We start from the raw sequence: 22,662 nt of genomic DNA on the forward strand, positions 1-22,662 counted from the left end.
TGCTCCATCGGTTTTTCCATCTATCTGTACTTGCAGCATAATATTTCTGGCATACTGTTGTACCAGCGCCGTCACACCTGAAGCAATGGCGTAATTGGCCGTTGCGCTTGTCATTTATTTTGAAAAAGTCTAGATTTCAGCAATATTTCCCACAAATCCACAAAAGAGGCTTTTACATGGACGGCATCCGCTATATTCACGCCGCCGATCTGCATCTGGACACGCCGTTTCAGGGACTTTCCCGCACGGCTGCGCAGGGTGGGCATCTGGCGCGTCTGCTGCAAGAGGCCACTTTCAAGGCCATGGACCGCCTCTTCCGGCTTTGCGAATCAGACAAGCCGGATTTTCTCATATTGGCTGGCGACGTGTATAATGAGGAAAACCATAGCGTTAAAGCTCAGCTTAAACTGTGCGACGGCTGCCGCCGCCTGCGTGATGCCGGAGTGCGCGTTTTTCTGGCGCACGGCAACCACGATCCCCTTTCCTCAAGGCTGGCGGCTGTGCAGTGGCCGGACAACGTCACTGTTTTCGGGCCGGATGCCGAAAGCCACACAGTTGAAAAAGACGGCAAGGTCGTGGCCGTTGTGCACGGCATCAGCCACGCCAAGATCAAGGAAGGCCGCAACCTGGCCCGCCTGTTTCGGCGCGACCAGCACCACGACTGCTTTCAGCTTGGCGTTCTGCACTGCACGGTCGAAGGCCAGAACAAGGCCGACCGCTACGCCCCCTGCTCGCTGGACGACCTCAAAAATACCGGGCTTGACGCCTGGGCGCTGGGCCATGTGCACGAGCGGGCCACACTTTGCACCACCCCTTTTATCGCATACAGCGGCAACGCTCAGGGCCTGCACGTCAATGAGCCGGGGCCACGCGGCTGCCTGCGGGTGACGGCAAGCCCGCAACCGGGCGGCGGCTATGCCTGCAACGAGGATTTTGTGCGTCTGGGCCCTGTGCAGTGGGCCAGGGTGCAGGTTGAGCTTGACGATGTGGCCCACCTCAACGAGGTGGAAAACAGAATGACCCGCGCGCTGGAACAGGCCGCCGAAGCCACTGACCCCGGCTGCGAGGCCCTGATGGCCCGCATCGTTTTGCACGGGCGCACCCAGCTTGACGCCGCCCTGCGCGATGCCCCCAATCAGGAAGACCTTGCCGAACGGCTGGCGCACCTGCAAACAGGCACTCCCAGCGTGTGGATCAAGGACATTGTGGCCGAAACAAGCCCCGCCATTGACCGTGCCCAGTATCTGCAACGGGAAGACCTGCTTGGCGAAACCCTGCGGCTGGCCGAGCGCATGGCGCAAAGCAGCGACACCCTGCACGATGTGGCAACTCCGGCGCTGAAACAGGTCTATGACCACGGGCAGCTCCGCCATATTCTCACCCAACCCGACGATGCGCGTATGCGAGCCCTTTTGGAAGAGGCCGAACGCCTGTGCACGGATCTTCTGGAGGCACGCTGATGTATATCCAGTCCTTCCACATGGACGGTTTCGGTATTTTTTCTGACGTGAGTGTTGAAAATCTCTCGCCGGGGCTTTCCATTTTTCTGGGTGAAAACGAAGCGGGCAAGTCCACTTGCCTGGAATTTCTGCGCACCATGCTCATCGGCTATCCTGACCCGCGCAACAAGGAATACAAGCGTATCCCCGGCCCCCTGCGCGGCGGGCAGCCCGGCGGCAGCATGGAACTGCGCTCGGACGAACGCGGCATTCTGCGCCTTACCCGGCGGCCCGGCAGCAACGGCGGCGTACTCACCCTCACCGATCCGGAAGGCAAACCGCTGGAACCAGACATGCTGCGCCAGATGCTCTCCGGCGTGAGCCGCGATGTGTACCGCAACGTGTTCGGTTTCAGCCTCACAGAGCTTGAAGACCTCAACAGCCTTACTGACGAAGGCGTGCGCAACGCCCTGTACGGCGCAAGTTTCGGGCCGGGGCTGCGTTCGCCCGGCGAGGCGCTCAAGCTGCTGGACAAACAGGCCGATGAAATTTTCAAGAGCGGCGGCAGCAAGCCCGCCCTCAACGCCGCCCTGCGCCAGCTTGCCGAACTGCGGCAACGCAAGATCGAACTGGAACAGGAATGCGCCGGGTACGACAGCATGGCAATGGACCTTGCCGAAAAGCGCGATGATCTGGCAAACCTGCGCCACCGCAAACTCCAGCTTGAAGAAGAACGCCGCATCCTTGAACGCCGCCTTGGCGTGTGGTTGCAGTGGAACGAATGGCGCATGGCGGGCGCGCGCCTTGAACGGCTTGACCCCATAAGCGCCACCTTTCCCGAAAACGGCAGGGAGCGCCTTGCCCGCGCTCAGGAGGCCCGCGAGGGCTGCGAGCGCCAATGGGCCGCGCAGATGGAAAAGCTCACCCGGCTGCGCCAGAGGCGTGACGAACTTGAGATCAACTATCCCCTGCTGGAGGCCCTGCCCGCCCTGCGCCGCATGGCAGAGCGCAAAAGCGGCTTCAGGCAGGCATTGAGCGCCCTGCCCGCACAGGAAGAAGCCCTCCTGCGCGCGCAGGAAGACCTCACCCGCGAACTTTCGCGCCTGGGGCCGGACTGGTCGTGCGACCGCATCCGGGCCACTGACCGCTCCCTCTTTGCCCGCGAGGACATTGAACGCCAGGGGCGGGAAATGCGCGCCGCAGCCTCGGCCCATCAGGCCGCCGTGGACAGCCTCACCCAGAGCAACCGCGAAGTGGAAAGCGCAGAGCGCGAGGTGGCCTCCAACACTGCCGCCCTTGATCTGCTGCCCGCGCCGCCCGCAGCGCTGGATGACGATGCCCGCGACAACCTGCGTCAGGCCCTTGCCCGGCAGGAAGAAGCCCGCCGCCAGCGTCCCCTGCGCCAACGCGCGGTGAACGAAGCAAAAACAACATTTTCCAGAGCTTTCAATCCCCTGCGGCTGGTGGTCAACGGCGCAAGTGACGGCGCTCAGGCAGAAGCCCTGCTTGATTCGCTCCTTTCGCGGCAGGAAGAAGCCCTCGCCCTTGCTGCCGATGTGCAGGAAAAAATGCATCAGGCTGACGATGCAGCGCAGGACGTGCGCCAGGCGGAGGAACAGGTTGCCGCAGTCAAGGGTCGCGTGGAAGCCCTGCGCGAAGAACAGCGCCATATAAACGGCCCCACCCGCGAGGATCTTGACGGGCAAAGCCTTGCCCTGCGCAAACTGCGCGCCCTTTCCGCCACCTTGGGCACGGAGCGTGAGCGGCTTGAAGAACTCAGCGCCCGCATCGGCAATGAGCCGCCTGTCACAAGAGTGAAAAATTTGCCCCTGCTGGTTCTGGGCCTTGCTTTCTTTCTTGGCGGCGCGGGCATGCTGCTGGCTTACTGGCGCATGGGCATCACGAGCATTGGCCTCACGGCCGACATTGAGCTGCCCGTGAGCCTGTGGTCCGGCTATCTGCTGCTGCTCTGCGGCGTTGGCTTTATGGCTGGCGGCGTACCACACACTGGCGCGGAGGCAAAACGCCGCCAGATGGAACATCTGCAACTTCAGGGCAGACGCGATTCGTGCGCGGCCCACGTGGCGGAACTGGACGAGCAGGCCAGCCAGCTTTGCGCGGCGGCTGGCGTACAGAGCATGGATCTGGTGACGCTTGAGGCCAGGGAAGTGCTGCTTGAACACGAACGCGAGCAATGCTTTGAAGAAGAACGCGCCCGCAAGGACATGGACGAACTGAAGCACGCCATGGATCTTGCCCGCACGGAAGTGAGCAAAAGGCAGGCTGCGCGCTCCGAGGTAGAAGGCATTGTGCAGCAGACCCGCCGCCGCTGGCACGAATTCATGCTGGCCCTGCACGTGGCCAATGTGCCCTCGCCCGAGGGTGCGGCTGCCTTTTTTGCCAGGGTGGAATCAGCACGGCTCGCCTTTGGCGGCGTTGCCGCCGCCGATGCGGAGCTGCAAACCCTGGATGACGACTTGCGTCAGACAGAAGCCCGCATGCGTCTGGTGCCTGCCGTGGCTGAACGCCTGCCCGCCAACGCGGATTCAGATTCACTGGCGGAGGCTGTGCGGCAGGTGCTTGAATCCTGCCGCGAGGCCGATGCCGCCCGCGAACTGCGCATCAAGGCCGAGGCCGCGCTGCAAAATTCACAGAGCGAACTTAACCGCGCCCGCACCCGCCAGGCAGAAGCCAGCGCGGAACAGCGTCAGGCGCAGGAGCGGCTCAACGAAGCGCGTTCGCAATGGACGGCCTGCTTGCATGATCTTGGCCTCGGCACCGACCTTGACCCGGAAACAGTGCGGGAAGCCCTGAAATACATGGAAAACTGCCTGGCTGCCGAGGCTTCGGTGCAGCGCGCCCAATCGCAGCTCAATCAGGGCCGTACAGAGCTGGCTGCCCTGCGCGACCCGCTGCAAGCCCTGCTGGCGGAGCTTGGCCTGCCGCCGCATCAGGATGCGGACAACCACCCCGACTGGCTGCTCAGCCTTGATGCCGCGCTGGAAGCGGCGGAAGCCATGTCGCAGGCGCAGAGCCGCCGCCGCAACCTCGATAATGAAGTGACGGAAATGGAGGACGAGGCCCGCGCTGCGGAAGCCGCCCTTGAAAGCGCCCGGAGCGCAGAGCGCTCCCTGCTTGCCATGGCGGGCGCGCACGATGCAGAAGAGTTTTTGCGTCAGGCCGCCCTGCACGAAGAACTGCGCGCCCTTACCCAGCGCCGTCAGGATCTGGAAGACGCCCTGCGGCTGGCTGCGGACAAAACACCCCTGAAGGAATTTCTCGATTCCTTCGAGCATGAGGATCAGGAAAGTCAGGAGCGCCGTAGTGCGACCATCAGCGAAGAACTGACTGGCATTCAGGAGCAGGAAGAAAATCTGGTCAAACGCGTTGCGGAACTGCGCAGCAAGGTGGACGCCCTTTCGCGCACCGAGGAGCTTTCACAGCTATTGCAGCAGGAGGCGGCCCTTGTGGAAGACATGGAGCGCATGGCCTTTGCCTGGAGCCGCGTGGCCCTTGCCCGCAGCATCCTTGAAACAGCCAAGCGCACCTTTGAGCGGGAGCGCCAGCCAGAGGTCATCCGCCTTGCCTCAAGCATCTTCACCCGCATTACGGGCCAGCGCTGGCGCGGCATCAACGCCTCGCTGGAAGACGCCAGCCTCGCCATCCTGCCCGTGCAGGGCGAACCCATAGCGCCGGAAAATCTGAGCCGTGGCGCGCGCGAGCAGGCCTATCTGGCCCTGCGGCTGGCCTACATAAAAAATCATGCCCTGCATGCCGCGCCCCTGCCTGTGATCATGGACGAAGTGCTGGTCAACTTTGACCCGCAAAGGGCTGAGCGCACGGCACGCGCCTTTGTGGAACTGACCGGCGGCAGCCAGGGCAAAGCCCATCAGCTGCTCTACTTTACCTGCCAGCCGCACATGGCGGAACTGCTACGCAAGGCAGAACCCCAGGCCGCGCTGTTCCATGTGCAAGACGGCAGCATCAAGGCCGCATAAGCGCTAACAAATCCTCCTTCTGCACAGCGGGCGGGTGTTCCTTGGGAGCATCCGCCCCTATTTATTGGCAAACCCCTCAGCTCAACTCCGCACCGTCATATTCGCAGCCTAAAATCGATTAGCAATCTTTCTTTTCCAATTGAACATGTTAGGAAAAATACAATTTTTTGTACAATTTTTAATAATAAAATCAGCATAATATGATTTGAATTTGAAAAGTAATTTCATTTTTATTGACACGCCGCTCTGCCTGTGACAGTGTACCGCCATGCACATTCAGCAAAGCGGAGATAAAAATATGGATCAGCAGCCGGTGTTTACCGATCATACGGGTTTAAGCCACCGTTTCAGCCACGACAACCTCCACATTTCCGTTTCTTCCCGCTTCGATCCTCCCCAGGCAACTGCGCTTATTGAGCTTCTTCAGTGCAATCAGGCCAACTGCAAACGCATTTTCATTGACGTACGGCACGTAGCCAACCCACATCCTTCCGCCGTTGACGCCCTCAAGACCTCGCTCCTGCTGGGCGGTCTCAGCACAGAACGTATCGTATTCAAGGGCAAGAGCGGCTTTGACATGGCCGTTACCGGCAATCGCGTTCTCATCGAGCAAAAGAAAAAGCACGTCTGCAAGGGCAACTGCGCCAACTGCAAGTGCGGCCACCACAAGAACCACCACGCGGAAAACTGATCGCCCCCTCGCTTGCGGCAGAGAGAGGCGTTTAGGCAAAGGACATCCCTGACGCCAGGGCAAGAGCCTGCCCGTCAGGGATGACTTCTGGAAGCATAACGCGCGCGTTGCAAAAGCCTGTGGCATCTGCGGCCGCTGCGCAAACCCTTTACGGAGGAGAAAGGAATGAGTTCACGAGAAAGGAATGGTCTGAACCGCTTCAAAAAAGTGTGCATGGTCACACTGCTTGCAGCAGGCATGCTGATGGGCGTGGCCGGGGGGGCCAAGGCCATTGACTTCAAGGCCAAGGGCGAATGGCTGGTTGGTTTTGGCGTGGGCGAAGGCGTCCTCACCAAGAACACCCGAGACACTGACGGAGCCAAGTCCAAAACCAATACCGATGATCAGTTTGGCGCTTCCCAGCGCATTCGCCTCCAGTTGGACGCCGTGGCCTCCGAGGCCCTGTCCGGCACGGTGTACTTTGAAATCGGCGATCAGCAGTGGGGCAAATCGGGCGATGGCGCAGCTCTTGGCGCTGACGGGAACAACCAGGTCAAGGTTAAAAACGCCTACATCGACTGGGTGATCCCCCAGACTGACGCCCGCGTGCGCATGGGCCTCCAGGCAGCCGCAATGCCCAACGTGGCTGGCGGCTCCGCCATTATGGACTGCGATGTCGCGGCCCTGACCGCCAACTACAAGTTCAACGAAAACGTGGGTCTCACCTTTATGTGGGCGCGCCCGGTCAACGACAACTTTAATGGCGCGTTTGTTGACGGCAATAGCCGCTCCAGCACGGAAAAGACCAACTACCTCGACAACCTTGATCTGTTCATGCTCTCCGCGCCCCTGACCTTTGACGGCGTCAACGTCACCCCCTGGGCCATGTACGGCATGCGCGGCAAAAACTCCCTGCGCGGCCTGGATGACGAAACCTACGGTTCGCCCTGGGAAACCAGCGACGGCAAACTTGGCCTCACCATTCCCGGCACCAACCCCGGCTTCAACTACGCCAACGGCCTGAACCCCCTCAACTCCTCCAGCACCAACAAGCAATACGGCTCCATGTTCTGGGCGGGTCTGCCGGTGGCCATCACCATGTTCGACCCCCTGAACATCGAATTCGACATCAACTACGGCTACTCCGAAGCCATGGGCCGCTACGATGTGCTCAAGCGCGGCGTGGAAAGCGTGCGCGCCAGCACCGAGCGTCAGGGCTGGCTGGCAAAAGCCCTTGTTGAATACAAGCTGGACTGGGGCGTTCCCGGCATCTTTGGCTGGTACGCCAGCGGTGACGACGGCAACGTGAAAAACGGCTCCGAGCGCATGCCTTCCATTGCTGGCGCGGGCAACTTCACCTCCTTTGTCGGCGACGGCAACCTTTCGTGGAGCCCGGTTGCCAATGGTTGCGACTGGAGCATGAGCTATGCCGGCACCTGGGGCATCGGCGCACAGCTGAAAGACATGAGCTTTATTGAAAACATTTCCCACACCTTCCGCCTGGCATACTGGGGCGGCACCAACGCCACCTCCATGGTCAAGTACATGAAGGATGCCTCCTCCTGGCAGGCTGGCTACGGCGGCGACGGTCCCTATCTGACCACCAACGACGGCCTGCTGGAATTCAACCTCGTCAATACGTGGCAGGCCTACGAAAACCTGAGTGTGAATCTGGAACTCGGCTACGTTGCCAACATGATCGACAAGGACACATGGAAAAAGGCCGGTTACAATAACGGCGCTGGCAACGGCAGCTTTGACAAGCAGGACGCCTGGAAAGCCCAGGTTGTCTTCCAGTACAGCTTCTAAGCCTCTCTGCCTTTTGTAAGCGCCGTTTCCTTCCCGGCGCGCAGGCTTCGCCGCTTCCCTTCGCAGGGAAGCGGCGTTTCCTTTGCGGCAGCACTATGCCGCGCAGGCCAAATTCGCTACGAGGGGACTTTTGCGGGGTGCTCAGCTACTTATGGGCTTCATCCCATGCGGCAAGCCCGCCCTCCACATACTGCACCTCAAAACCTTTCTGCCCCAAAGCCGCCTGAACTGACTTGCTTACAGAGCCGCCACGCACGCAATAGATGGCTACTGGCTTGTCCCTGGGCAACTGCGCCGCCCACACGTCCACCTGCTCCGGGTCATGCCATGCAGCGCCGGGGATTGTGCGTGGGTCAGCCTCATAATCAGCCCGCCTGCGCACATCGCAGACTGTCGCGGTATTGGCGGCCAGCATGCCCTGGAGTTCTTGCGGTGTAATGGTTGCGTTCATACCTTCCCCCACGTGTCAGACGTTAAGGATAAAAATCCTGTGCAGGCAGGACGGCATCGCCTTGCCAGCCCCAGGCCAATGAAGAACCGCCCTGCACTCACTAGGTATCAGACCATCTGCCAGACCAGCCCGGCAAGCCCGCTCAAGCCTACCAGCGCATGCATGGAGAGCTTAAAGCGCACCAGAGCCACCAGCGACACCAGCGCAACAGTCACGGCAAATAAATCAAATCCCGTAGCCGGGAAAAATGTGTTCCAGGCAAAGAATACGCCGATCTTGAGCACCACGCCGACCACCGCGCCGGATATGCCCGTAAGTGCGGCATTGAGTTTTTTGTTGGCCGTAATGGCCTCAATGTAGGGCGCACCGGCAAAGATGAACATGAAACTCGGCAAAAACGTGGTGAAGGTGGTGAGCAGGCCGCCCAGAATGCCCGCCGTCATGGGCGTCAGGCCGCCGGGCTGGTTCCAGGCGGTGATGAAGCCCACAAACTGCGTTACCATAATCAGCGGGCCGGGGGTCGTTTCCGCCAGGCCAAGGCCCAGCAGCATTTCCTTTTCCGTCAGCCAGCCAAGGTTCACTGCATGCTCTATAATATAGGCAAGCACGGCATATGCGCCGCCAAAGGTCACAAAGGGCGCTTTGCTGAAAAAAATGGATATCTGGGAAAGTATGTCGCCCATGCCTCGCCATGCGAAAACGGGCAGAATCACAGCCATCCAGATCGCGGCGAATATCCCCACCACCTTGAAAAGGTGCGTCAGCGGCGGCAGATTGGTGAAGGATTCTGGCCCCTCAATCAGGCATTCATTGGTTCCCGGCTTTTTCTGGCAAAAGATGTCTGGGCGCAGTTTGCCAAGAATGACACCCGCCACACCAGCCAACAAAACAATCGCCGGAAAGGACACGCCAAAGAACTGCCCCAGTACAAACGAGCCGCCCGCAAAAGCATACAGGGCAGGATGTTTGAGCGATTTTTTTGAAAGCCGGATAAGCGCTTCAATAACAATGGCCACAACGGCGGCGGCGATTCCGTGAAAAATTCCGGCCACAAAGGGAACCTGCCCCTGGGCGGCAGCCAGCCATGAAAGGAACAACATCAGAATAACCGAGGGGAACAAAAAACACAGACCGGCAATGGTTCCGCCCCAGTAGCCGTTGAGCCGCCAGCCTATGTACACAGCCAGTTGATGCGCTTCCGGCCCCGGCAACAGCATACAGAAATTGAGCGCCCGCAGAAAAACCTTTTCGCTGATCCACTCCCTGCCATCCACCAGATTCTTGTGCATCATGGCGATCTGCCCGGCAGGCCCGCCAAAATTGATGAAGCCGAGCTTGAACCAGTAAAGGAATGCTTCCCGCAAGGTAACCTGAGGCTTTGCGTTGCTTTCATTCATGGAATTTTCCTTGCTCGCAAGATAGTTACATAGCTAAATGGCCTGCCAGTTCACCATAAACGAATGCATAAAGACTTCAGAATACCGTACTATTTGTACTCTTGCAGATCAATCATGTGATGGAACATTCCGTAAAAAAACAGGAATCGACAAAAAGATAAAAACTGCCAGCAAGGGAAAGCTCACTTGATACCCTCCCCAGCCAATGAGCAGGCCCGCACAAATGGGGCCGGACGCGTGCCCGACATCAAAAATTGTTCCAAAAGCTCCCATTGCAGCCCCAAAACGGCGGTCGCGGCACATATCTGCCACCAGGGCTGCGGAAGAAGACGTAACGAGCGCTTCGCCCATGCCAAATACAAGGCAAGCCGCCAGCAAAGACAAAAATGCATGCAAAAAGGGAATCGCGCCAAGCGCGCCGCCGCACAAGATCAAACCAACCACTATCAAGCCGCGCCTGCCGCGCGAGTCCGACATTTTCCCAAGCAGGGGCTTGCTGAGCATGGTTACAAATATCTGCACCCCCCACAGCAGGCCAGCCTGAAACTCCGACAAGCCCACCACTGTAACAGCATATATGGGTAAAAATGCCTCTAGCGCGCCCATGCCCATATTTTGCACGCCCTCGACGGCAGAGGCCGTCACCAGCCGCCTGTCAGAGAGCACCTCGGCGGTACCCTGACGAAAGCGCTGCAAGCCCGACCCTGCCGCTGGCTCCGTTTCGGACGGGGCATCGCGGCCCAGAGTTTTAAGGCCCAGCAGCAGGGCCGCCATGCCAGAAACGGCACTAAGGGCAAAAACCATACGGAATTGCCACAGTACAGGCCCGCCGCTGGCGCTCACATCAAGTATCAGCCCGCCAATGGGCGCGCCCAGCAGGGTGCCGATTATGCCTACTGATGAAAACCACGAGAGCAGCTCGCCACGGCGTGAACCAGCCACCTCGGCCACCACGGCCATAGCCACAGGGCCATAAATTGCAGTTGCCAAGCCATGCAGAAAGCGAACAACAATCAACGCCCGGTATGAATCGATAAAAAAATAGGCAAAGGGCATGAGCCCAAACACAACAAGACCAGCCAGCATGGTGCGCCTTCTGCCCACCACGTCTGAAAGCGCGCCAGCGGGCAACTTGAATAGAATACCAGTAACCGTGGAAATGCCGACAGCCAGCCCTACGGCCTCCGGCCCTGCCCCCAAAAAGAGAGCGAAGAGCGGCAGCATAGGGTTTCTGACCAGTGCATAGGAAAAACGGGCAAGAAAACCCACTGTGCACAGGCTAGTGAAATCTCGCATACATGCCTCAATGGGGTGGCGTCATGAACACCACCAGAATTGTTGCCTAGTGTTTGGGCGCAGAACGGTCGAAGAAAATGGATTTACCGTAAAAGCCCACGGGGATACCCATGACGACCTCGGCATCGATAAGCCCCAGATGTTTTGCCGCCGCACCCACACGCTGCTGGATACGGTTGTCCAGATTGAGCAGACTGGCAGTTTTGGCGGCAGCCACCAGAGCCGCACCCACATCCATCATACGCAGGGCGCAGAAGGGGCCGGAGTAACCCATCTCTTTTTCGTCAAGCTTCCTCTTTTTCATAAACTCCGCGCAGGTGGGGTAGCCGCATGCGCCGCAGTCATACCCGCCGCACGCACTGTTTTTCAGCCCAACCAGCACCAAGGCCTGGCATTTTTCTATATTGGCGGCATCGCGCAGCCAAAAGGCCTCGTTGGTGCTTTTTGGCGCGTAGGCCTTCATGGTCTGGGCAATCTTTTGCAGATCATCGTCCATATGAATAACGCCGATTTCCAGAAAATCCTTGCCGCCTGCCTTGGGGGCGGTGCGGGCAGAAGCGGCCATAAGCTGCGCAACATGGATTGCTGTGTCTTTCATCTCACGCTCCTGTGGGTGCGGTTGGGGTGTATGAGGCCAGCAGGGTGTCAAAAAAAGAAAGAGCCTGCTCTGTGCGAACGTGGTCATCATTATCGGCTGCAACCAACCCGTCGAGCATGCGTTTGATGCCAGGGGTTTCAACCGGGGCAGCATCCAGCTCTTCAAGGTCAATTGCCTTTATGACCTCGCGCATCCTTTGTGGGACCTGCGCAGTCAAACCAAAGGCATCAACAAGCACTTCAAAGGTAATAAGCCCGCCCACGTGCGTAAAGTCGGCATGGGCCATATCAAATGAAACAACGTCTGGCCCAGAGGGCACTGCCTCTGATTCTTGCAGAAACACGATGCGTGGGGCCGGATCAATAAAGCGCTTCACCAGCCAAAATGACGCAAGCCTGTCCACATAGGGGTTGGCGCGGGTCACCCATGTTTTTTGACGGTAACGATGGGCATCAACTACAGGAACCACAGGCCGGGGGGCATCGAGGCTGCTCCGTGCTTCCTCCAGCATTTTTTGCAAACTCGCTCCTTTGCCACTGGGGAAAAAATCGATGGACTGTATGGCCTCAAGTCTTTTTTCAAGTTTTCGGAGCATGGCTGGCGCGTCAGGTGACACTACAGCAGCGACAACACTCCGGATTTCCTCACCCAGAACCTGGTAATCAGCATCGCGCGCCTGTGTGAAGGCTGCGGCTATCTGCGCGTCTGAAAAATGCAGCAGTTTGCCGTGCACGATAATCAGAAACTCCCCACCCTGCTCGTCAGTCTCTTTGCTCATCCATGTAAGCTGCTCCTGATGGTGGTCAGTTGCGGGTAGAACATAGATGGAGTTTTTTATTTGAACTGCGCCCAATTGATTGATTTTTCGCCATATTTTCACACGAAAGCCTTGCAGCTTTGCCGGAACGGAAAATGAAAAGAAGAGCCATTTTTTGTTATTCATATAACTTTTTTAGTTATAATCATAACATTGTCAACTAAAAAATTCACAGAGCAAATCGTGACAAGGCGAAGCAACCATGACTAGCAAAGCTTAGAGCAACTACGACAAAAAGGCCGCCCAACTGGACGGCCTTTTACTGGTCTGGATTTATGGAATTGTGCCTAGCCCTGGCGTTTCATCTCGCCAATCAGATGCTGAAGCGTTTGCGACTGCTGCGCAAGATCGGCGACTGCGCTGGAAGCCTGCTCCATGGCCTGAGCGGTTTCAGCAGAGATTGTAGCCACCTGCTCCACAGAGCGGTTGATTTCTTCACTGGCGGCAGACTGCTGCTCGCTGGCGGTGGCAATTGACTGCACCTGATCGTTAACAAGCTGCACACACTCAAGAATATTTTTCAACGATTCGCCCGACTGCACGGAGAGCTTTGTAGCGGCTTCAATGGATTCGCCAGTGAACTCCACGCTCTGAATATTTTTCTTTGTGCCTTCCTGAATTTCCTTGATGGCTCGGCCCACTTCCTGTGTTGCGGTCATGGTTTTTTCTGCCAGCTTGCGCACTTCGTCCGCCACCACGGCAAAACCACGGCCAGCATCGCCCGCACGTGCAGCCTCAATGGCGGCGTTAAGCGCAAGCAGATTGGTCTGGTCGGCAATGTCGGCAATAACGCCCATTACCTGCCCGATACTCTCGGCCTGCTTGCCAAGGGCATCCATATCCTGCTTGAGGGCCAGCGACTGCGTGTGCACGGTGCTTATGCCTTTTACAGCTTCATTGACTATCTGCGAGCCTTCAATGGCCTGTTTTCTGGCATTGCTGGAAACATCCGCAGCCTGCTGTGCGTTTCTGGCAACTTCCAGCACGGTGGCGTTCATTTCTTCCATGGCGGTTGCGGTTTCGCGCACACGCGCGGACTGCTCGTCCGCGCCACGGCTCGACTGCTCCACCTGAGCGGAAAGTTCCTCAGAAGCGGAGGTTACAATTTCTACCACGCCTTCAAGCTGGTGAGCAGCCTGAAGCATGCCCTCGGCCTTGGCGCGCTCTGCCTGGCGGCGTGCTTCTTCCGCATCGGCGGTGGCTTTTTGGGCGCGCTCGGATTCTTCCCTGGCCTGCTGGCTCTTTTGATCAGCCTCTGCAATTTTGCCCTTGAGGGTGGTCACCATCTGCTTCATCGCGCCAAAGACGCCGATCTCTGGCCGTGCAGGATTAAACTTTGCATCCAGATCCCCGCCTGCAATCTTCAGGGCAAGTTCAGAAAGCGAGGCAGGCTCGTCGCCAAGCTGGCGCAGCATGTTGCGCGAAAGGAAATAGCCCACGCCAAGGCCCACCAAAACTGACAGCAACACACCAATAATGGTTATCATTCGAGCGCGTTCATATTCCTGCATGCTTTTGGCGCTCAGTTCCTGAGCAAATTCAAGCTTCTTTTCACCAATGTCCTGCAAAAGATCAGCCAGCTTTTGCGCCAGCGCCCGCCCGGTGGTGGACGAAACTTCCTGCGCCTTTTCATTCATGGCCGGATCTGTTGTACTGCCCAGTTCAATAACCTTGTTATGTACTGTAAGCCATTCACTGAGCAGACCGTTCAGTTCTGCAAGCAGTTTGCGGGCGCTTTCGGTCATAAAATAGCGCGGCAGTTCATTGCGGTATTTATCCAGCACTACATATTCTTTTTGCAGATTATTCAGTGCAAAACGATTACCCTCTTCCGTAGTGCTGATAATAAGATTCTTTTCTTCGCGGATGATCCGCAAAACTTCGATATTGGTCATTCGGAGCAAATTCAGCCCCTTCATGTGCATGGAGCTCAACTCTTCAACGTCAGTCGCCAGATTGTTCAGGCGGCTGATGCCAAACATGCCAATAAGCACCGTAAACAGGCACAGGAGCAGGCTCAAGCCTGCCAACTTCTGCATTGTCGTAATTTTTTGCATAGTTGTATCCTACCCAAGCTTATATGAAGAGGTTACACACATTGGGCGTGCTTAGACTATATTTCATAAAACGTACAATATGCAAATTTATTTAGGGCATTTTTTGACCTCATGAATTTATTTATTCCATAGCTAGCTAGTAATATATTTCTATCTTATTATAAAAATAATAATATAAATGATAATTAAACATAATTTTTCACTAAAACAAGAGAGTTTATTTCAACTTCAAAAGCAATAAAAACAAAATAAACTTAATAACACTCAAAACACATAATATATAAACAGTATTTTTTAAACACTACATATTTAGTAAATACAGCTTACCTGCTTGTTCAAATTATCACATATATATATTTATATATCATAATTATGTATCCATGATGAATGATTACGTATCGTTGTGTTGTTCGTATATACAATCAATGTCCGCAAAATACCACCCCCTAGCGACCAGCCGCAAACAAAAGCCGACTGCCTCGTGAGAAGCAGTCGGCTTTTTACAGCGCGTTTAATTGCGGATTACGTGGCGTCAGCCTCAGTATCGCGCACCACTTCAAAAATGGGCGGCAATACGCGGATGGCCTCAATAAGCTGGTAGAGCTGGGTGGCATCGAGCACCTCTACGGTAATGCGCAGCCTGGCACGTCCATCCACCTGATTGTCCATGTTCAGGCCAATAATGTTGACGCCGTTGCGCGCCATGACCTCGGCAACCTTGGCCAGAACGCCCTGTTCGTTCTTGGCAATAATGAATATGCCTGCTGCGTAGGGCTTTTCTTCCATGCCGTCCCAATGCACGGAAATAAGGCGCTCCGGCTCCATATTGGCAACATTGGGGCAGTCGGCACGGTGTACGCTGATGCCAAGACCACGGCTGATGTAGCCGATAATGGGATCGCCCGGCACCGGGTTGCAGCACTTGGCAAAGCGCATGAGCACGCCGTCCACGCCGGAAATGCCCACGCCCTCACCCTTGCGGGAGGCGGCTTCCTTGCTTTCCTTCACCGTGGGGGTGGCAGGTTCCGCAGTTGTGGCGGCCTCGGGGTGCAGCACGGCATACAGCTTGTTGAGCACCTTGCGCGGTGTGGTGTGTGCGTAGCCAACGGCGGCAACCAAATCATCCACGCTGTCAAAATTCATTTCCTGGGCCACAATGGCCAGGTGCCCGTCCTTGGTGGCCTTGCCCACGTTCAGACTGACCTTGCGGCCTTCTTTTTCCAGCAGTTCGCGACCAAGAGTCACGGCGTGGGTGCGTTCTTCCGTGCGCAGATAGTGTTGAATACGGCTGCGCGCCTTGGCGGTTTTGACAATTTTGAGCCAGTCGCGGTTGGGATTGCGCGCCGGGTCGGTGAGGATTTCCACCACATCGCCGTTTTTCAGCTCCGTGCCAAGGGGCATGAGGCGGCCATTGATCTTTGCGCCACTGCAATGCTGCCCCACCTTGGTGTGGATCACAAAGGCAAAGTCCAGCGGCGTAGCGCCCTCGGGCAGTTCCTTGACATCGCCCGCCGGGGTGTAGATGTAGACCTCGTCCTTGAACAGATCCATTTTCAGCGAATGCATGAACTCGCGGGAATCTGTTTCTTCACTCTGGCGCTCAAAAATTTCGCGCAGCCATGCAAACTGCTCAAGGTCTTTACTGTTGACGCGGCCTTTTTCCTTGTACAGCCAGTGGGCGGCAACGCCGTGTTCGGCCTGCCTGTGCATTTCCTCGGTGCGTATCTGGATTTCAATACGCTCGCCTTCCGGCCCGATGACCGTGGTGTGCAGGCTCTGGTAGCCGTTGGTCTTGGGCATGGAAATATAATCTTTAAAGCGCCCGTGCACAGGCCGCCACTGGGAGTGCACAAGCCCCAACGTGGCGTAACAGTCCTTGATATCCTGCACCAGCACGCGAAAGGCCATGATGTCGTGCATTTCGTCCAGAGTCATGGACTGGGCCTGCATCTTTTTATAGATGCTGTGCTTGTGCTTGATGCGCCCGTAAACCTGCCCGGTGATGCCGTTTGATTCCAGCAGATCCTGAATCAGGCCCACAACCTTGCCGATGATCTGCTTTTCCACAACCTGATGGTTGTCCAGCCAGTGATCGATCTGGTTGTAAATGTCTGGGCGCATGTATTTGAAGCTCAGGTCTTCCAGATCGCGCTTCATCACGTACAAACCAAGGCGATTGGCCAAGGGCGCGTAGATATCCATGGTTTCCTGGGCAATGCGCTTCTGCTTGTGACTTTTCTGAAAGTCCAGCGTGCGCATATTGTGCAGGCGGTCGGCCAGCTTGACCATGAGAACCCGCATGTCGTGGCTCATGGCCAGGATCATCTTGCGGATATTCTCCGCCTGGGCTTCTTCCTTGTTCTCAAAGGTGATCTGGCTGATCTTGGTAACGCCGTCGACAATGTCGGCCACTTCCTCGCCAAAATTTTCGTCCAGCTCTTCGATGGTGGCCTTGGTGTCTTCTACTGTGTCGTGCAGCAGGCCGGCGGCAATGGTGGGTTCGTCAAAACCCATGCCCGCCAGAATGCTGGCAACCGCCAGAGGGTGGGAAAGGTACGGCTCGCCCGAAAGGCGGGTTTGCCCCGCATGAGCGGTGGCGGCAAACACATACGCCTTCTGGATCAGCTCCAGATCCGCGTTCGGGTTGCCAGCCGAAACCTTATCGAGAATTTCCTGAATACGAATCATGCGTAACGTCCACCCACAGCGTAAAAAAATATCTTCAACCAGTTCTGGAACTATGTTCCGACTAAAGCGGCCTTGTCAACGCCGAGGGCTGCCGAATTGTAGGCCAAAGCGCACAAACGCAACGGCCCCGGCTGGACAACCAGCCAGGGCCTGTTCAAATCCGCTTGGTCTGAATATGCGCCTGCAAGCCAGCAGGCAAGGGCAAAAAAGCTGCCGCGTGCCCGGTGCGCAGTGCTTATGGCTCCATCTGCGTGTGCTGCAACGCCTTGGGAATCCACCACTTCTCAAAATTATACATTATGCCCGCCAGCGCGGGTTCTATGCCCTGAAACCGCCGCTGCACCACAGGCAGGGCATAGGGCACAAACAGAAAACAGTAGGGCTGCTCCGCATCAAATATTTCCTGAATGCGGTAGTACAGTTCTGCGCGCTTTTTCTGATCGGGTGTGGACTGTGCTTCTTCAAGCAGCTTGTCCACCTCGGGATTGCGGTAGTGGGTAAAATTCAGCCCGCCCTCAAAGGTCTGCGATGAATGCCATACAGAAAACAGATCCGGATCCTGGGGGATTGTCCAACCCAGCAGCACGGCGTCAAACCGCCCCTTGTTGACAAATTCGCGGATAAAGGCCGCCCACTCCACGGTACGGATACGCACGTCAATGCCCACCTCGCGCAGTTGCGACTGCATGACGGTAGCCGCAAGAATGCGCTGCTCGTTGCCCTGATTGGTCAGAATGGTAAAGGCCAGCGGCTGGCCGTCACGGTCAAGCAGGCCATCGCCGTTGTGGTCGGCAAAGCCCGCCTCGGCCAGCAGGGCCCGCGCGGCGGCAATGTTTCTGGGCATGGGCTTGAGGCCGGGATGGTACGGCCACGAGCCGGGCTTGAACGGCCCAAAAGCCGGAACCCCCTGCCCCAGCAAGACTCCCTTGATGATGCCCTCGCGGTCGATTGCCATGGAAATGGCCCGCCGCACCCGCACATCCTTGAAAAACGGATGCTCCAGATTAAAGCCGAGGAAAATATACACCGAGGCGATGTAGCGGAATTTATGGAATCGGCTCTGCCATTCAGGGCCGGAGGTCTGCCGCAGATATTGCAGAGGCGAAAGATCCATCACGTCCAGCCTGCCCGCACGGGTTTCCATAAACATGGTAGCGTTGTCGGGAATGATCCTGTACACCACTTCGTCAATACGCGGCTTGCCCGCAAAATAGGTGGGCGATGCCTCCAGCACTATGCGGCTCCCCGGCTCCCACGACTTGAGCCGATACGGCCCGGCCCCCATGGGCTTGCGCGCAAAAGGCGTGGAGCGGATGTTTTGCCCTTCCAGAATATGTTTGGGCAAGATAGGGTTCATCCAGGTGGATACCGCCCGCGCAAAAAACTGGTCATAGCGCACTTCAAACGTGTAGCGGTCAATGACCCGCAGTTCCTTGATACGCAAAAAATCCTCGGCATAAGGGCTGCCGGTGGCAGGGTCTGCCGCCAGCTTGCAGGTAAAGGCCACATCTTCAGCGGTCAGCTCCTGCCCGTCCTCCCACAAAATGCCTTTGCGCAGGGTAAAACGCATGCGTTTGCCGCCGTCTTCCATGCTCCAAGATTCTGCTGCCCATGGCTCAGGCTGCAAATCCTTGTTGTAACGCAACGGCGCCGTGTAGATGAGGTCTGCCACCTCATGCGAGGCGGAGTCTGATGTGAGGTAGGGAATAAGATTTGAAGCCTCGCCAATGGTGCCAAAAAATATGCTGCCGCCCGAAGCCGGGGGGCCAGCCGGGCTGACTGCCGCACCCGAGGGGGCAAGGCCGGTTTCTTCCGGCAGATCACCCGCAGAATTGGCGCAAAAAGCCGATGATGCACAAATGCACAGTAAAGCACATGAAATTGTGACCCAACGAATCCACTTTTTGCCGTAAAATCGTGTGGCCCGTTGGGCCGATATTGATTCCAACATATTGATTGCGCGCTCAAAATTTATTTTTTTCATAAAAGTCACACTTCATATTGCTTTCGCCCCCCAACCTGTGCTATTTATCGCAAACGTCATAACATCGCTCCGTTTCTGGAATTTTCCAGAAATTTCACCGGAGTATTTTTGGGGAACCCATGAGTCGATCTGAACAGAGCGTCGTTCGCGAAATGTGCCAGACTTTCCTGCACGATAGTGTGCCGGAATACATCCGCGACGCTGCCTACTATATCCTGTCCGAAGGTGAGGTGCAAAAAATAAATATCCAGGAGGGCGAAACCTGGGACGTCCAAGGCGTCATCCAGGGCGAAGACCTGCAGGTCTTCACGCCGAGCCTGAGCCTCACCATTACGGACCGCAGCACCCGCCACCAGTGCAACTGCTCTGATGCGTTCTCAGGCATCTGCCGCCATGTGGCAGCACTTGCTTTGCGCCTTGTGGAAGAACTGCGCAAGGAACAGGGCGACCCGGAAGAAACCCCACCCCCCAGCACCGACTGGAAACAGAGCTTCCGCAACTTTTTTTCTACCGACATGGAACCGGAACCAGGCCGCCACTATCTCATATTCCGCTTTGAACCGGAACAGGGCCGTCTGCTGGTTTCCTTTTTCCGTGGGCGGCAGAATAAATCCGGGCTTTCCAGCGTACACAACGAGGTAACCCTGGATCAGATCATCCAGAACCCCGACTGGTGCGAATTTTCACCACAATTGCCGCATGTGGCCCGCCAGATCGGCCAGCACCTCGACTATTACGGCCACCGGGTTGAAATCCCCCAGGGACTGACCTCATGGTTTTTCTGGTCTGTGCGCAAGGAATACTATCTGCTGTGGAAGGACACTGACAAACCCTGCCGCATCGAGAGCACGCCTTTTGCGCTCAAGCTCAAGCCCATTCTGGACGACTCGGGCTTTCGTTTTGAAGTGCTGCTCAAGCGCGAGGGCCGCCCCCCGTTGCCCATCCGCGCGGGCCGCAGCAATCCCAGCGACCGCAACCCGACCGAGAGCACCGCGCCGGAAGACGCGCCCATCACCTTTCACGGGCAAATGCCCCTGTGGGTCTGCTACCAGCACAATTTCTATCCGGTGCAGACGGGCCTCTATCCTTCGCTGGTGCGCAACCTTATTTACGAACGCCCGGTTGTACCGCACGAAGAAATTTCCGAATTTCTCGACCGCGTGTGGACGCGCCTGCCAGCCTCGGAACTCTACGAACCACAGCAGTTCCTCAAACTCATGGAACCGGTATTCCAGCCTGCCACATATAATCCCAAGCTCTTCCTTGATGAAGAAGGCAGCCTGCTGACGCTGGAAATCGACAACGTCTATGAAACGCGCCACGGCGAATTTACTCTCAACGGGCCCAACCCCGACTTCCAGACCGGCAGCTACGCCTATGACGGGCAGACCTATCTGGTGCGCCGCCATCAGGACGAGGAAGCCCAGTTGATGAACGAACTGAGTGGCATGGACTTTCAGGCCCGCTCAAGCAAACTGTGGTTCCTTGAGCCGGAAGAAGCCATTGCCTTCCTGCTCGACTCGTACCCCAAGCTGATTGAAAACTACCGCGTCTACGGCGAAAAGGCCCTCTCGCGCTACAAGGTGCGCACGGCTTCTTCCAACATCACGGCGCAGGTGGTCAGCAATGAAAAGGAAAAATGGTTCTCGCTGGACATCAACGTGGAATACGAAGGCCAGAGCCTGCCCCTGGAAAAGATATGGAAGGCCTGGACCCGAGGCAAGCGCTATGTGCAGTTGAAAGACGGCTCCTATACCAGCCTGCCCGAAGCATGGCTTGAAAAGCTCTCGCATAAGCTCACGGCTCTGGGGCTCGACCCTTCAAAGCCCCCGCAGCAGAAATTCAAGCAGTTTGAGGCCCCGGTGCTCGACAGCCTGCTGGAAGACCTGCCCGGCGCCGCCACAGATTCCTTCTGGAACAACCTGCGCGAAAAAATCCGCTCGTTCCGCGAGGTGCGGCCCATCGCGCCGCCCAAGGGGCTCAACGCCAACCTGCGCAGCTATCAGGTGCAAGGCCTTTCGTACCTCAACTTCCTTTCGGAATACGGGTTCGGCGGTATTCTTGCCGACGAAATGGGCCTTGGCAAAACCGTGCAGACCCTGGCCTTTATCCAGCACATGATTGACGTGCACCATGACGGGCCAAACCTTATTGTGGTGCCCACCTCGGTGCTGCCCAACTGGGAGCGCGAAGCGGAAAAGTTCGTTCCCGGCCTCAAACGGCTGACCATTTACGGCACCCGCCGCGAGGGCATGTTCAAGCATATTTCCAGCTCGGATCTCATCATCACCACCTACGCACTGCTCCGGCGCGATCTGGAGGAGATGGAAAAATACGAGTTCAACACCGTTATTCTTGACGAAGCCCAGAACATCAAGAATCCCAACACCATCACAGCCCGCGCCGTGCGCCGCATCAATGCCCGCATGCGCCTGTGCCTCTCGGGTACGCCCATCGAAAACAACCTTTTCGAGCTGTGGTCGCTGTTCGAGTTCCTCATGCCGGGCTTTCTGGGTTCGCAGCACGCCTTCCAGCGGGGCATCGTCAAGCCCATCAAGGACGGCGACGCTGAAACGCTGGACTATCTGCGCACCCGTGTGCGCCCCTTCATTCTGCGCCGTACCAAGGCCGAAGTGGCCAAGGATCTGCCGCCCAAGGTGGAAAGCGTCACCTGTTGCGCGCTGGAAGAAGCGCAGGCCGAGCTGTACGCAGCCCTTGCCCGCAAGCTGCGCGCCCAGGTGCTGGCAGACGTGGATCAGAAAGGCCTTGCCAAAAGCCAGATGTCCATTCTCGATGCCCTGCTCAAGCTGCGTCAGATCTGCTGCCACCCGCGCCTGCTCAAGCTCGACATGCCCGGCTTCTCCAACAACCTGCCTTCGGGCAAGTTCGATGCCTTCAAGGACATGATCGTGGAAATTGTGGAAGGCGGCCACAAGGTGCTGGTCTTCTCACAGTTTGTGCAGATGCTGCAAATCATCAAGCAGTGGCTGGAATTCTCGCAGATTCCCTTCTGCTACCTTGATGGCGCGAGCAAAGACCGTTTCGATCAGGTAGACAAGTTCAACAATACACCTGAAATTCCGATCTTCCTTATCTCGCTCAAGGCTGGCGGTACGGGCCTCAACCTGACCTCCGCCGACTACGTTATCCACTACGACCCGTGGTGGAACCCCGCCGTGGAAAGTCAGGCCACAGACCGTACCCACCGTATCGGTCAGACCCGTCAGGTCTTTTCCTACAAGCTCATCTGCCAGAACACGGTGGAAGAGAAGATTCTCAAATTGCAGGAAGCCAAACGCGGCGTTGCGGAAGCCATCATTCCCGGTCAAGACACCTGGAAGTCGCTTACGCGTGAAGATCTGGAAATGCTCTTTGACGTGTAGCTTCAAACTTTGCCCAAATGACATAACAGCAAGGCCCTCTGGCGACAGGGGGCCTTGCTTGCGTTTTGGCATTCT

13 protein-coding genes are annotated in these 22,662 nt (G+C 57.0%); 5 read left to right on the forward strand and 8 right to left on the reverse strand.

The window, feature by feature from the left end; genetic code table 11:
* Positions 1-176: 176 nt before the first annotated feature.
* The 4 genes from RDK48_RS14120 (at position 177) to RDK48_RS14135 (ending at position 7,916) form a co-directional block, all read left to right on the forward strand.
* A complete protein-coding gene (locus RDK48_RS14120; protein ID WP_298992239.1) occupies positions 177-1,460 on the forward strand; it encodes a DNA repair exonuclease in 1,284 nt (427 codons plus the stop codon).
* Entirely contained in the window at positions 1,460-5,437 is a 3,978-nt protein-coding gene (locus RDK48_RS14125) for an AAA family ATPase (RefSeq protein WP_298992237.1), read from the forward strand. Before RDK48_RS14120 ends, RDK48_RS14125 begins: the two co-directional genes overlap by 1 nt.
* 298 nt (positions 5,438-5,735) lie before the next feature.
* Positions 5,736-6,128, forward strand: a complete 393-nt coding sequence (locus tag RDK48_RS14130) for a hypothetical protein (RefSeq protein WP_022658030.1) — start codon at positions 5,736-5,738, stop codon at positions 6,126-6,128.
* A 165-nt stretch (positions 6,129-6,293) separates the two neighbouring features.
* Positions 6,294-7,916, forward strand: coding sequence for an outer membrane homotrimeric porin (locus tag RDK48_RS14135; protein ID WP_298992229.1), 1,623 nt, complete (start codon positions 6,294-6,296; stop codon positions 7,914-7,916).
* 145 nt (positions 7,917-8,061) lie between these two features.
* Here RDK48_RS14135 and RDK48_RS14140 read toward each other — a convergent pair whose 3' ends face one another.
* The 8 genes from RDK48_RS14140 to RDK48_RS14175 form a co-directional block, all read right to left on the reverse strand.
* Positions 8,062-8,367, reverse strand: coding sequence for a thiosulfate sulfurtransferase GlpE (locus tag RDK48_RS14140; protein WP_298992226.1), 306 nt, complete (start codon positions 8,365-8,367; stop codon positions 8,062-8,064).
* Positions 8,368-8,474: 107 nt separating this feature from the next.
* A complete protein-coding gene (gene chrA / locus RDK48_RS14145) occupies positions 8,475-9,764 on the reverse strand; it encodes a chromate efflux transporter (RefSeq protein WP_298992223.1) in 1,290 nt (429 codons plus the stop codon).
* A gap of 108 nt (positions 9,765-9,872) precedes the next feature.
* Complete coding sequence (locus tag RDK48_RS14150; protein WP_298992220.1) at positions 9,873-11,060, reverse strand: MFS transporter; 1,188 nt, start codon at positions 11,058-11,060, stop codon at positions 9,873-9,875.
* A 46-nt stretch (positions 11,061-11,106) separates the two neighbouring features.
* A complete protein-coding gene (locus RDK48_RS14155; RefSeq protein ID WP_298992217.1) occupies positions 11,107-11,658 on the reverse strand; it encodes a DUF2148 domain-containing protein in 552 nt (183 codons plus the stop codon).
* 1 nt (position 11,659) lies between these two features.
* Positions 11,660-12,601, reverse strand: coding sequence for a chromate resistance protein ChrB domain-containing protein (locus tag RDK48_RS14160; RefSeq protein ID WP_308588034.1), 942 nt, complete (start codon positions 12,599-12,601; stop codon positions 11,660-11,662).
* Positions 12,602-12,762: 161 nt separating this feature from the next.
* Positions 12,763-14,532, reverse strand: coding sequence for a methyl-accepting chemotaxis protein (locus RDK48_RS14165; RefSeq protein ID WP_298992210.1), 1,770 nt, complete (start codon positions 14,530-14,532; stop codon positions 12,763-12,765).
* 522 nt (positions 14,533-15,054) lie between these two features.
* Positions 15,055-17,220 (reverse strand): bifunctional (p)ppGpp synthetase/guanosine-3',5'-bis(diphosphate) 3'-pyrophosphohydrolase, encoded by a 2,166-nt coding sequence (locus tag RDK48_RS14170; RefSeq protein ID WP_298992205.1) that lies wholly within the window; start codon positions 17,218-17,220, stop codon positions 15,055-15,057.
* 235 nt (positions 17,221-17,455) lie between these two features.
* Complete coding sequence (locus RDK48_RS14175; RefSeq protein ID WP_298992202.1) at positions 17,456-19,171, reverse strand: peptide-binding protein; 1,716 nt, start codon at positions 19,169-19,171, stop codon at positions 17,456-17,458.
* A gap of 152 nt (positions 19,172-19,323) precedes the next feature.
* Here RDK48_RS14175 and RDK48_RS14180 point away from each other — a divergent pair, with 152 nt between their 5' ends.
* Positions 19,324-22,587 carry a DEAD/DEAH box helicase gene (locus RDK48_RS14180; RefSeq protein ID WP_298992199.1) on the forward strand — a complete coding sequence of 1,088 codons (3,264 nt, stop codon included), beginning with the start codon at positions 19,324-19,326 and terminating at the stop codon, positions 22,585-22,587.
* The last annotated feature ends 75 nt before the right edge of the window (positions 22,588-22,662 follow it).

The organism is uncultured Desulfovibrio sp. (assembly GCF_902477725.1).
Lineage (GTDB): Bacteria > Desulfobacterota > Desulfovibrionia > Desulfovibrionales > Desulfovibrionaceae > Desulfovibrio.

Coding starts and splice junctions, on each gene's coding strand:
- RDK48_RS14120 (WP_298992239.1), top strand. CDS start 177: ATGGACGGCATCCGCTATATTCACGCCGCCGATCTGCATCTGGACACG.
- RDK48_RS14125 (WP_298992237.1), top strand. CDS start 1,460: ATGTATATCCAGTCCTTCCACATGGACGGTTTCGGTATTTTTTCTGAC.
- RDK48_RS14130 (WP_022658030.1), top strand. CDS start 5,736: ATGGATCAGCAGCCGGTGTTTACCGATCATACGGGTTTAAGCCACCGT.
- RDK48_RS14135 (WP_298992229.1), top strand. CDS start 6,294: ATGAGTTCACGAGAAAGGAATGGTCTGAACCGCTTCAAAAAAGTGTGC.
- RDK48_RS14140 (WP_298992226.1), bottom strand. CDS start 8,367: ATGAACGCAACCATTACACCGCAAGAACTCCAGGGCATGCTGGCCGCC.
- chrA (WP_298992223.1), bottom strand. CDS start 9,764: ATGAATGAAAGCAACGCAAAGCCTCAGGTTACCTTGCGGGAAGCATTC.
- RDK48_RS14150 (WP_298992220.1), bottom strand. CDS start 11,060: ATGCGAGATTTCACTAGCCTGTGCACAGTGGGTTTTCTTGCCCGTTTT.
- RDK48_RS14155 (WP_298992217.1), bottom strand. CDS start 11,658: ATGAAAGACACAGCAATCCATGTTGCGCAGCTTATGGCCGCTTCTGCC.
- RDK48_RS14160 (WP_308588034.1), bottom strand. CDS start 12,601: ATGAATAACAAAAAATGGCTCTTCTTTTCATTTTCCGTTCCGGCAAAG.
- RDK48_RS14165 (WP_298992210.1), bottom strand. CDS start 14,532: ATGCAAAAAATTACGACAATGCAGAAGTTGGCAGGCTTGAGCCTGCTC.
- RDK48_RS14170 (WP_298992205.1), bottom strand. CDS start 17,220: ATGATTCGTATTCAGGAAATTCTCGATAAGGTTTCGGCTGGCAACCCG.
- RDK48_RS14175 (WP_298992202.1), bottom strand. CDS start 19,171: ATGTTGGAATCAATATCGGCCCAACGGGCCACACGATTTTACGGCAAA.
- RDK48_RS14180 (WP_298992199.1), top strand. CDS start 19,324: ATGAGTCGATCTGAACAGAGCGTCGTTCGCGAAATGTGCCAGACTTTC.